Origin of the sequence: Mucilaginibacter sp., from assembly GCF_036383575.1 — a bacterium.
Taxonomy (GTDB): domain Bacteria; phylum Bacteroidota; class Bacteroidia; order Sphingobacteriales; family Sphingobacteriaceae; genus Mucilaginibacter.
Genome location: NZ_DASVOB010000372.1, coordinates 1 through 12696 on the forward strand (window position 1 = coordinate 1; position 12696 = coordinate 12696).

Annotated in this window: 10 protein-coding genes; all 10 read left to right on the forward strand. The window is 41.2% G+C overall.

Annotation, left to right across the window (positions count from 1 at the left end; genetic code table 11):
- Positions 1 to 716 (forward strand): TolC family protein (locus VF500_RS12925; protein WP_330860068.1); only part of this gene is annotated, 716 nt, incomplete at its 5' end.
- A 96-nt stretch (positions 717 to 812) separates the two neighbouring features.
- Positions 813 to 2885: an exopolysaccharide transport family protein gene (locus tag VF500_RS12930; RefSeq protein WP_330860069.1), complete on the forward strand. Its 2073-nt coding sequence runs from the start codon at positions 813 to 815 to the stop codon at positions 2883 to 2885.
- A 48-nt stretch (positions 2886 to 2933) separates the two neighbouring features.
- Positions 2934 to 3071, forward strand: coding sequence for a hypothetical protein (locus VF500_RS12935; protein WP_167667979.1), 138 nt, complete (start codon positions 2934 to 2936; stop codon positions 3069 to 3071).
- 27 nt (positions 3072 to 3098) lie between these two features.
- Positions 3099 to 4607, forward strand: a complete 1509-nt coding sequence (locus VF500_RS12940) for an O-antigen ligase family protein (RefSeq protein ID WP_330860070.1) — start codon at positions 3099 to 3101, stop codon at positions 4605 to 4607.
- An 8-nt stretch (positions 4608 to 4615) separates the two neighbouring features.
- Positions 4616 to 5230 (forward strand): acyltransferase, encoded by a 615-nt coding sequence (locus tag VF500_RS12945; protein WP_330860071.1) that lies wholly within the window; start codon positions 4616 to 4618, stop codon positions 5228 to 5230.
- Between the two features lie 10 nt (positions 5231 to 5240).
- Positions 5241 to 6584 carry a lipopolysaccharide biosynthesis protein gene (locus tag VF500_RS12950; RefSeq protein ID WP_330860072.1) on the forward strand — a complete coding sequence of 448 codons (1344 nt, stop codon included), beginning with the start codon at positions 5241 to 5243 and terminating at the stop codon, positions 6582 to 6584.
- Between the two features lie 9 nt (positions 6585 to 6593).
- Positions 6594 to 7811: a glycosyltransferase family protein gene (locus VF500_RS12955; protein WP_330860073.1), complete on the forward strand. Its 1218-nt coding sequence runs from the start codon at positions 6594 to 6596 to the stop codon at positions 7809 to 7811.
- A 63-nt stretch (positions 7812 to 7874) separates the two neighbouring features.
- Positions 7875 to 9092, forward strand: coding sequence for a glycosyltransferase family 2 protein (locus tag VF500_RS12960; protein WP_330860074.1), 1218 nt, complete (start codon positions 7875 to 7877; stop codon positions 9090 to 9092).
- Between the two features lie 56 nt (positions 9093 to 9148).
- Positions 9149 to 11800, forward strand: a complete 2652-nt coding sequence (locus VF500_RS12965) for an amino acid adenylation domain-containing protein (RefSeq protein ID WP_330860075.1) — start codon at positions 9149 to 9151, stop codon at positions 11798 to 11800.
- Between the two features lie 80 nt (positions 11801 to 11880).
- Positions 11881 to 12696 (forward strand): acyltransferase (locus tag VF500_RS12970; RefSeq protein WP_330860076.1); only part of this gene is annotated, 816 nt, incomplete at its 3' end.

Below are 12696 nucleotides of genomic sequence, written 5' to 3' on the forward strand. Positions count from 1 at the left end.
ATTATTCCAAAAAGAAAAAGTATAACAACTCCATGCCTGTGAAACTAAAACTCACTTATCTTTTTTTAATCGCTCTTTTATTTACCAGCCGCGTACACGCGCAGCAAAGTTCATTTATAAATGACATCAACTATCCTTATCTTGAAAAACTGATAGCTACTGCCAAAAAGAACTATCCTGAAGTTAAGGCCCGGCAAAGCCAGGTAAATGCGGCTAAAGGCTTGTATAACTCAACAGTATTTTCATGGCTCGATGGTTTAACGGCTTCCTACATTTACAGTCCGCAAACATCTATCAATATTTCGCAGCCTACTATATTTAAAGGTTACCAATTAGCCCTTTCACTAAATATAGGGCAATTATTTTCAAGGCCGGGCGCTATTCGCCAGGCAAAAGAAACCTATAAAGTAGCTGAATATCAACAGGCCGAATATATGCTGAGCCTTGAAGCCCAGGTTAAACGCTTTTATTTTGCATATCTTGAAGCCCAGGCCGAATTAAGGCTGAGGGCAAATGCCGTGATAGATGCAGAAAGCGCCGTTAAGCAATTAAAATACGCATTCCAAAAAGGTGAAACAACTTTTCAGATTTATAACGAGCAACTTAACAGTTTATACAACCAAAACTCCTTTAAAGTACAAGCCGAATTATCGACATTTACAGCCAAGACCAATCTTGAAGAATTATTGGGTACTAAATTAGAAGATGTTAAGTAAAAGATGGAGATAGGCAATTTTTTTAATCTACTAAAGAAACACAGAAATACGCTGATCATAATACCGCTTGTAGCGGTTATAGCATCGTTTTTCCTCGTGAAAAATTTACCCGATGATTACCAGTCGCATGCAGAAATAGCAACCGGTATCATTGACGCCTCCAGGCACCTTCTTGACAAAGATGCTACTGCCAACGTGCAGGAGCAGCAGGTTGACCGCGAGTTCAGCAACCTGATAGCTATCATGAAGCTGAAGAAACTTATTGACCAGGTTTCCTATTCGCTTATGATCCATGACCTGAGCGAAGGCAGCCCCTTTCGCAAGCCAAGTAAGGATCTGCTTGAAATGCACCCTTATGAAAAGGATAATGCGTTAGCAATTTTCAAAAAGAAATTTGCTACGCTCCAGCCTTTATCGGTTTATGACAAAACCGAGAACTCAATGATAGAGCTGCTCAGATCGATGAAATACGACGAGCGCAATATCATGAAAGAACTGGTAATTACCCGTGATGAAGGCAGTGATTTCATAGCAGTAAGCTTTGATTCCGAAAATCCTCAGCTTTCAGCTTTTGTAGTTAATACTTTGTCTAAACAGTTTATTGACTATTATACCTCAAGTGTAAAACAAAACGAATCGAACGCGGTAACGTTTTTATCAAACCTTTTGGATGCCAAGCGTAAAGCATTGAGCGAAAAAACAGGTGAGTTACAGCAGTATAAAATAGAAAATGGTGTATTGAACCTTGATGAACAGTCGAAAGCAATTTTTGGCCAGATCATGGTTTACAACGATAAAAAATTACAGGCCGACAAGGACGTAATTTCCTACCAAGGCGCAATTGATGCTATCAACCAAAAATTTTCTCCGGATGAAAGGAAATATGTTGAGGCGGTAACCAATAAGTATAATCAGGCCATTATCTCCACTCAGGAACAGCTGCACATCCTTGAAGATCAGTATGTACGCAGTGGGTTTAATAATAAGTATAAAGAGTCGCTTGATTCTTTACAAAGTCAGCTGGCCAATCAGATCAACTTAACATCCGATAAATACATTACCAATCCGCTTGTTGCTAAAGATGACCAGATCAAACAGAAGCTTACACTTGAGGTTTCGCGCGATCTGGCTAAGTACAGTGTTAAATCAATCAATGGCGAACTGGCAAATCTTAATTCAAAGTTTTCGCGCCTGGTTCCGTTTGATGCCAAGGTAAAAACTTACGACTTTGATATTGATATTGCAGGTAAAGAATATCTTGACGTATTGAACAAGTACAATGAAACTAACCTGCGTTCAAACTTCTCCATAAAACTTATCCAGGTTGAAATGGCCCAGCCAGATGTGGCCCAGCCTTCCAAGAAAATGCTGCTTATAATTTTGAGTGGTATAGGCAGTTTATTTGCCTGCATTTTTTGGCTGTTTGTTTTATTCTATATTGATGATACCATTAAAAGCCCAACCGAACTGGTTAACAAAACCCAGCTGCCGTTATTGGGCTATTTAAATAAGATCAGCGGTGAAAACCTCGATCTTCGTAAACTTTGGGATGTTGAGCACCGGGATAAAATGAAAACTTTCAAAGAGCTGTTGCGCTCTATAAGGTTTGAAATTGATCAAGAGTTAAGGGGCGAAAAAGTGTTAGCCATAACCAGCATTGAACCTGCAGAGGGTAAAACATTGTTGGCCATAAGTCTTGCCTACTCCTACTCCATGATCAATAAAAGGGTGTTGTTAATTGATGGTAACTTCAATAACGCTACGATCAGTAATACTGCCCAGCCGCAAGTTTACCTGGAAGATTATTTTAAAAACAGCCAGTTTGGCCAACCGGAACTCAGTAGCTCAAACACTACTGTTTTAGGTAACCGTGGTGGCGATGTAACCTTGCTTGAAATAGGTAGCGAAGCTTTTGTAAAAAGCAAATTTGAGGATCTGCGTTCTAAATATGATGTAGTGATCATTGATACAGCCCCGCTTACAGCGCTTAATAAATCGAAAGAATGGTTATTGTTTGCCAATAAAACCATAGCGGTATTTGAAGCCAACAAAAAGATAACCAACGTTCAAAAGCAGCATATTAGCTACTTAAAAGGGCTCGAAAACAGATTTGCCGGCTGGGTGCTCAATAAAACTGATTACAATCAGAAAAAAGAGAAAAACGCTTAACTGAATTGAGCGTAAAGCACCGGTTTATACATATTAATACTACTTAAAATGAGAATTGACCCTCCAAAACCAGAAAAGGATCCGTTTGAAGATTTAAGTCCGCTTCAAAAAAAAACACGTAAAGCGGCTATAGTATTTGCGTTTATCGGTGTGTTTGTGTGGGCCGTGAAGATCCTGTTCCTGTAAATTTTATAAAAAGCATTACACTACCTCATGCGAAATGAAAAAACAGGCAATACTGAAATTAAGCAAAGCTTTTGGAAAACCCTCCTGGTTCAAAAGTTTTCGCATCCTTTTGCGCTGCTTTTTCTTTTAATTACTTCGCTTGTTATAAGTTTTTTAACCTATAAGCTCGAATTTATAGGTGTGGGTGCTGTGTTGGCTATTACCATAGGTTTGCCCATTGTATTTGCCATTACCGTATATCCTGAATTTGGAATCTGTGCACTGATCATAGCTGCCTTTTTCATCAGTTACGTTTCCGAATTTTTACCCGATGCAGTGCCCATTGGTACATTGATGGACGTAACAACCTATTTGCTCATCCTTGGGTTTTTCATTAAACAACGTACTGAACAAAACTGGACATATTTTAAAAACCCCATCAGCTATATGATATTGGTGTGGCTTGCTTATAACATGCTTGAGTTTGTAAATCCATCGGCCGAATCAAGGCTGGCCTGGATTTACACAGTGCGTACTGTGGGTTTTATTATGCTCATGTACTTTGTTTTTGTTTACCAGATCCGTACAGTAAAGTTTATCAAAACACTGTTAAAGCTTTGGATATTCCTGGATATATTAGCCGGGATTTCTGCATTTCAACAAGAAAATATCGGTTTTTTTCCCTTTGAGCACAGGTACCTATACGCGGATCCACTACGTGTAAGCTTGTTATTTATCAACGGGCACATGCGTAAGTTTGGGATCTTTTCGGATCCGGTTACATTTTCATACAACATGGTTATAGGCGCATTGCTCTGTGTTGTGCTTCTTATGGGTAATATCCCCCTTAAACGTAAAGTGCTGTTGGGCTGTATTGCAGGCTTTTTTCTGTTTGTGATGCTTTACTCGGGCACAAGGGCGGCTTATGTATTGGTGCCGGGAGCCCTTTCTATGCTGGCGGTGTTAAATTTTAACAGGCGGGTTTTAACCTTTACACTTGTTGCAGGTGCGTTGTTAGGCATTTTAATAGTTATGCCAACGTCAAACCCATTAATTAAGCGGTTCCAAACAGCGTTCAACCCTTCCGACGATCCGTCTTATAACGTTCGCGCCGAAAATCAAAAAAAGATCAAACCATTTATCCTTTCCCACCCAATTGGCGGTGGTTTGGGTTCTGTAGGTGTTTGGGGCCGAAAGTTCTCGCCAAATTCCATGCTGGCTAAATTCCCTCCTGATAGCGGTTATGTGCGCGTATCTGTTGAAATGGGCTGGGTTGGTCTGCTTCTCTTTTGTACGTTATTTTTTGTGGTGCTTAAAACGGGGATCAACTTTTATTTCAGTATCAAAAACCCCGAGCTTAAAAACTACTGCCTGGCCATGTTACTGATCCTTTTTGCTTTTAATATAGGCAACTTTCCGCAGCAGGCCCTCGTTCAATACCCATCAAACATCCTGTTTTACCTGGCTATATCCATACTTGTGGTATGCAAACGCATTGACGATCAGGAACAGGAGCAATTAAAAAAGAATAATAACACCGGGGCAATACTAATTTAATTAAGCAGATGTCATTTATATCATCCATAAAATCAAACCCTAAATTAAAAAAGTTAGTTCACTGGATGCTGATCCCGCCCGGTCAGTCGAGGCCACGGCTTTGGGTCAGGCTGATACTTAACCGTTTCTTTCATCAACGGGGCAAGGGTAGCGTTGTTCGGCGTAACGCCCGTATGGATCTTTTTCCGTTCAATAAATTTTCGCTCGGTACAAAAAGTATTGTAGAAGATTTTGCCGTGATCAATAATGGAGTAGGTGATGTTTTTATTGGCGAAGGATCAGGTGTAGGCATTAGCACAGTAATAATTGGCCCCGTTAAAATAGGTAATTTCAGCATGACGGCGCAACATGTTGTAATATCCGGTCTTAATCACGGTTACCAGGATGTAACTATCCCACCACGCCATCAAAAGGTTACCACCAAACAGATCACTATTGATGATAATGTTTGGATAGGCGCCAACTGTGTAGTGACTGCCGGTGTAACCATAGGCAAACATTCGGTTATAGGTGCTGGCAGTGTGGTGACAAGGGATATTCCGCCTTACTCGGTAGCAGTAGGCAACCCGGCCAAAGTAATAAAACAGTATAATTTCACAACACAAGCCTGGGAGAAAGCGTAAAACAACATACATGAGTTTATTCAAAAAATTAATTAATAAACACACGCTTTCACTGGCAACTAACGCGGTTTTGCCGGTTTTGGGGATGGTGATATTATCATTGCTGGCCCGCCGGTTAAGCAAACCCGATTTTGGTAATTATGTATTCTTCCTGATTGTATTTACACTGGCAGATACTTTCCGTACAGGCTTCCTTCAAACCTCACTTATTAAGTTTTACTCTGGCTCTACTCCCGAGAGAAAAAGGAATATCTCAGGCGCAACCTGGTACCTGGGTTTTATCATCACCGCTGCATTTGCGGTTGTAAACCTGCTGATCTATCTTATTTATAGAAATCCGGATGTTGATATCGCAATTACTCTTAAATGGTTCAGCCTCATTTATTTCTGTACGCTACCATCAGCAGTTAGCCTCTGGATTCTCCAGGCCGAAGAGCGGTTTGATAAAATGTTCATTCTGCAATTAATGAACCAGGGAGGCTTTCTGGTATTGGTAGTTGGCTTGGCTATAGCGGGCAAATCGGACTTTGAAACAACTATTTACTCTTACTTTGCAGCCAACTTGTTAAGCAGTATCATTTGCATTATTATAGGCTGGGCCAAGGTAAAAACCATAGCCTACAAAAGCTGGGATACTATAAAAGAAATGGCGCATTTTGGTAAATACAGTGTAGGTACTTCAATCAGCTCATACCTGCTCAGGAGCTCTGATACATTGATTGTAAAGCCAATGTTCAGCCCCGATTTGCTTGCGGTCTACTACATCCCGCAAAGGCTTATGGAGATCTTTGAGATCCCGCTGAGAGCCTTTATCTCAACTGCCCTGCCCGCCATGTCGGCGGCGGTACAGCGAGGTGACAAAAAGCACGTAACCTACATCATGAAAAAATATGCAGGCATGCTTACCATGGCACTCACTCCTATTGCTATAGTTTGCTTTGCCGCTGCTGATCTTATTATTGGTTTGATATTCGGCGCCAAATACCAGCACTCGGATGCCGGCAATATCTTCAGGATCTTCATGTGTTACGTAATGCTATTGCCTATCGACAGGTTTTTCGGGATCACACTCGATATTATTAATAAGCCCCATCTTAACATGATCAAAGTGTTCCTGATGTTAACAGTTAACGTAATTGGTGATTTTACAGGTATCCTCGTATTCCACAGCCTTTATGCAGTTGCGGTTGCATCTATCTTCACATTTTTCACAGGTGCCATATTTGGTTACTGGGCATTAAAGAAAAACCTGCAATTTAAAATATCCGACATCTTTGTTTTAGGCTATATCGAACTAAAAGAACTTATAGGTGTTGTGATCAGCAAAATCAAAGGAAAACAATTAACTGAATAAGCAAGCTATATGGAGCTTAAAAACCGGCATATCGTTATATTCTCGCAAATGCAGTTTGATAGCCGCCTCGAATCAACTAACTATACTATGGCCAAACATTTGGCTAAAGATAATTATGTATACTACGTTGACAGGCCCTATACCTGGAAGGATTATATCCAGTTTAAAAACACGCCCGGCTATGATGCCCGCAAGCCGCATTTTTTTTCGCCAACGGATAGCTTTATACAAACGGAGATCCCTAATTTAAAGATCATCATTACTCCTCCTGTACCGTCAATCAATTCGTTACCTGAGGGGCGTGCTTATCGGCTGGCGCTGAAAGTGAATGAACGGATAGTAGCGAGCAGGCTTAATAAGGTTATTAAAAATCTTGGAATAACCGATTATATTTTCATTAACTCGTATGCATTTTATTATCCAACAATGCACCGCTTGTTGAGATTGAAACCACTGCTTAAAGTTTATCATTGTGTTGACCCGCTGATTGAAGAGTACCAAACCCGCCATGGCCTTATATCCGAAGATATTTTGGCGAAGGACATGGATATGGTGATCAGTACCAGTAAGGAGCTAAGTAATGTAAAAGGAAAGCTTAATTCCCACTCCTACTTTGTGCCGAATGCAGCCAATATCAGTCATAGCCAAAAGGCGCTTGACCTGGCTTTGCCAGTAGCAGAAATCCTGTCTGACGTCAAAAAGCCGATCATTGGCTATTTCGGTAATATCGAACGCCGTATTGATTATGCGCTGCTAACCCAATTAGCGGAGCAAAGCCCCGATAAAAACTTTGTGTTTGTGGGGCCGGTTGATATAGATTACGAAAATAATCCTGCCTTTAACGCGCCTAATATATTCAAAAAAGGTTCGGTGCCGTATGTGCTATTACCTGCAGTGCTCAAAGGCTTTGATGTTGCCATTATTCCATTTAAAAAGGATGACGTGAGCAGCTCTATTTTTCCGCTCAAATTATTTGAATACCTGGGCTCCGGAAGACCGGTAGTGATCACTGATTTTAATGAAGATCTGGAAGAATTTACGGGCGATACCGTGTACATCTGCAAAAATGCTGATGAATTTACTGCCGCTATTAACCTTGCGTTAAATGATACACCTTTTTTACAGCAAAAAAGATTAAAAGTAGCAGCACAAAATACATGGGAGCACCGTATAACAGAGATCAAGAGCCTGCTGGCAACAAATTTGAATAATAAGCAGAAAGGTTAATTTTTAGAGAAATACACCTGTTACTTATAATTAATATAAAACAGGGTTTACCATCAAAAACATATGGAAATCATCAAATTCATTGCATCTGTTATCGCCATTTTGCTGTTTATATACCTTGGGGTATATAGCTTGTACCTGTTTGTGTTCTCTGTACTGGGGAAATTAATTCCCATTAAGCAGCCTCCGGTAGCAAATGCCCTCAGTAAATTCATAGTTTACATCTGCGCTTACAAGGAAGATGAAATTATTTTAAATTCAGCGGCAGCAGCGTTAACTATCGATTACCCTCAGGATAAGTTCACGGTTTGTGTGATAGCCGACTCCATGAAACCTGAAACTATCGCCAAATTAAAACAGATGCCGTTGCAGGTAGTTGAGGTAGTTTTTGAAACCAGCACCAAATCAAAGGCCCTGAACAAAGCCATCGAAAATACAGCTCCGGGCTATGATGCTGCCGTTGTTTTTGACATTGATAATATCGCTGCTCCCGATTATCTGCACCAGATCAATAATTATTTGCAAGCAGGTCACAAGGTGGTACAGGGCCATCGTGTTGCAAAAAACTCAAACACACAGGTAGCCATACTTGATGCTGTTAGCGAAGAGGTAAACAATCACATTTTCAGGAAGTCACAGCAGTTATTTAACTTTTCGGCCGCCATTATCGGCTCGGGAATGGCTTTGGAGTACAAACTTTTTGTAAATGTAATGTCGCGCATTGACGCTGTTGGTGGTTTTGATAAAGAAATGGGCCTGTTGCTTACCCGCGATAAGATCCATGTTGCTTATGCCGAAAAAGCGTACATATACGATGAAAAAGTAAGTAACCCCGCAGTATTTGAAAAACAACGCAAACGCTGGCTTTCGGCACAGTTTAACCTGCTGAAAAAATATGGCGCCACCGCACCTGCTCAATTTTTCCGCGGCAATTTTGACTATGTTAATGAGATTTACCAAATGGCTATTCTGCCCCGCGTGTTGATGCTTGGCCTGATGCCTTTTATGCTTTTGATCTCTTTTTTCACTCCGGGCATAGGTCCGCATTGGCATTTATGGTTCGGCGCAACTGCAGCTTGTTACCTTGGTATCATAGTTGCCATACCAACATCGTTCTATAATGGAAAACTATTAGAAGCTATGCTTAAACTGCCGCTCATATTCTTCACCATGTTCCTGCTGTTGTTCAAACTAAAAGGAGCAAACAAAAAGTTTATTCATACGCCGCATGATCACGCTCCTGCAGAACCCGTAAATGACCAGGCAACTGCTGTTAAATAACGGAAATAAGGTTGATAATTAATTTGAATCAGGAATAATATAGCATATAAAAAATTATGGATGCCCCTCTGAATACCGACGTTATAAGCATGTTAAACAATACTGCTGTAGATTATCCCAAAGAAAAGGCACTTATCCATTTAACTGCTGCTGCAGCGAACCAGCATCCGGATAAAGTTGCGCTGAAATTTCACGAGCGTGTTTTTACCTATAAAGCGCTTGATGAGGCTGCAAATAAGCTTGCTGGCTACCTGATTGATCAGGGGCTTAAAAGAGGCGATGTTGCCGGTGTTGCGCTTGACCGTTCGCCCGAAATGGTGATATCCTTATTGGCTATTATGAAAACCGGTGCAGCCTATGTACCGCTTGACCCCGAATATCCGAAAGACCGCATCGAATTTATGCTGGAGGATTCTTCGGCTAAGATCCTGATCACTTCCGAAAAATATCACAACCATTTTGCTGCAAACTCAACCGAGGTTTTGATTGAAGATGCGTTGGAGAAATTTCCATCATATCCTGTAACTGAACCTGAGACCGGTGTTAACGGCGAAGATCTCGCTTATATCCTCTATACATCAGGTTCAACAGGAAAACCCAAGGGGGTGCAGATCCGCCACTTTAACCTGATTAACTTTTTATTGAGCTGTCAAAAGGTACCGGGTATGACACCTGCTGATAAAGTACTGGCTGTAACTACCATATCATTTGATATTGCCGGTTTGGACCTATATTTACCATTGATAACCGGAGCCGAGCTTTTATTAGCTGATTCAGCTACAGCAAAAGACGGCCGCGCATTGGTTGACCTGGTTAAAGCTGAAGACGTAACCGTGATGCAGGCCACCCCTTTTACCTGGCGCATGATGCTGGTATCTGGCTGGGATAGCAAATTGCCTTTAAAAGTTTATTGCGGAGGCGAGGCTTTTCCGAAGGACCTGGTTACACAGCTATTGCCTAAATGTGAAGAGATTTGGAACTTGTACGGCCCAACTGAAACTACTATTTACTCAACCATAAAACAGATTACCAGCGATGAAGATATTACCATTGGTAAACCTGTTGCCAACACCCAGATCTATATTCTTGACGAGGCGCTAAACAATCTTACCGACGGTTCAATAGGCGAAATTTATATCGGTGGCGACGGCGTTGCCGTTGGTTACCTGAACCGTGCCGAACTATCAGCCGAACGTTTTGTGAAAGATATCTTCTCCCCTGTTGAAGATGCCCGCATGTACCGCACGGGTGATTTAGGGAAGATCAGGCAGGATGGTGATATTGATTGTCTCGGCCGTATTGACCATCAGGTTAAAGTACGCGGTTACCGTATTGAATTGGAAGAAATTGAACAGAACCTGTTAAAACAGGATAATGTTAAACAGGCCGTTGTTATAGCCCGCGAGGATACTCCGGGAATGCCGCGCCTGGTTGCTTACGTAATTTCGCCCGAGGCAAAAGAAGGTATCGAATTGAAAAGCCAGTTTGATGCATGGCAAAAAGGTTTGTTGGCTGTTTTGCCCGAGTATATGGTACCAGACGATTTTGTGGTGATGGATATGATTCCTATTACCCCAAATGGAAAGATAGATCGCAAGGCTCTTCCTAAACCCGACTATAGCATTATATATCGCGAAGGTGAATTTGTTGCCCCTCGTACAGACAACGAAAAGCTGGTTGCCAAAATATGGCAGCAAAACATGGGTATTGAACAGATCAGTATCCTTGATAATTTCTTTGAGCTGGGTGGTCGCTCGTTAGTTGCTGTAAAAATAATGGCAGCTATTGAACAGGAAACTGGCAAGCGTTTGCCATTGGCTACCCTATTTGAGCATGCTACCATCGAAAAACTGGCAGCAAGGCTTGAGGGAGATGAAGTGATCACCTGGGAGTCATTAGTGCCTATTAAGCCAGATGGCAGCAAAATGCCTTTGTATATTGTGCATGGAGCTGGTTTGAACGTGTTATTGTTTAATGCCCTTGCTATGAACATGGATGCTGATCAACCTGTTTACGGTCTGCAGGCCCGCGGCTTAAATGGTATAGATGAGCCTCTCGATGTAATGGAAGAGATCGCTGCTAATTATATTGCCGAGATCGTTGCTAAGAACCCTGAAGGCCCGTATGCTTTGGCTGGTTACTCCTTAGGTGGTATCATTGCCTATGAAATGGCAAACCAGTTGATAGCTGCCGGTAAAGAAGTGAAGATGGTAGCCATGTTTGATACTTATGCCGAACGTTCGGACGTAAATGACAGCAAGGCTAAAAAGATAGTTGACAAAACTGCATTACGCGCCAAGCAATTTGCACATAGTTTTGTGTTATTGGCCGAAGATCCTAAGCGCACCATTGAATATAAAGGGCTAATGCTTAAACGCCAGTTAATAAAACTTTACTGGAAAGTATTTAAACCCAACCAAAAACGGGAAGGCTTTTTTGCTTACGATAATGAAATTGACGAGGCAAGTGAAAAAGCACTGCGCAATTACATATTGAAGCCGTTAAACATAACCCTTGATCTGTTCCGGGCAAAAAAGCGGACCTTTTACATGGAAGATTTTGAGTTTTTAGGCTGGAAACCATTTGCGCTTAAAGGCGTGAACGTGCATGAAATTCCGGGTGAGCATAATACCATATTTGCTCCGCCAAATGATAAGGAATTTGCCGAAGTGCTCCAAAAGTGTTTGGATAGGGTGGCAAAAAGCTAAGTTGCCAGACACTAACCAGTCACAAAAAAACAACCGTGTTAAAACTTTAATTACAATGAGCTTTACCGGCGGTGTTACTTATGAATACAACTACCGAACAGAATTTAAGATCAACAGGCAAAGCAAGAGTTTACTTCTCCAACTTAAACGGAGTAAGGGCTCTTGCTGCGCTTATGGTAGTAATATCCCATATCGAGCTACATAAGATAGACTTTCATGTAGCCCGGATCCCCTATATAACTATATTTAATTTCGGCAGAACAGGGGTTACTATCTTCTTTGCATTAAGCGGTTTTCTTATCACTTATTTGTTGCTTGAAGAAAAACGCAATTTTTCGGCCGTTAACTTGAAGGCGTTTTATATCCGGCGTATGCTTAGGATCTGGCCACTGTATTTTTTACTGGTGATTATCGGTTTTTTTATCTACCCAGGCAACGGTGCCTCAACAGGTCTTTGGCTATCCATATTTTTTATGCCTAACCTGGCATTTTGCCTGCAAATGCTGCCGGAAATCTTTAATCCCATCTGGTCAATCGGCACCGAAGAACAGTTCTATATCTTTCATCCGCATTTTTTCAGGATAAAAAAGCCTAAAAATATCCTGTACGCATTCTTGATTTTTATTGTTTTGATATGGGCGTTACAGCTAACTATAAACAACCTTAATCATGCCAATGAAATATGGAAACTTTTTAGCCAGTTTTTTTACTATGCCCGGTTTGATAACATGATGATCGGCGCAGTTGTAGCTGTGATATTTCATAATACAAGGCACCCTACATTTAAATTTAAATTGCAGCCACTATTTGATCTGATGTTTAAGCCTTACGTACAGATAATTTTATCCGTTATTTTCCTGGGATATGTATATCTGTATCTTATTCACGATATCCCT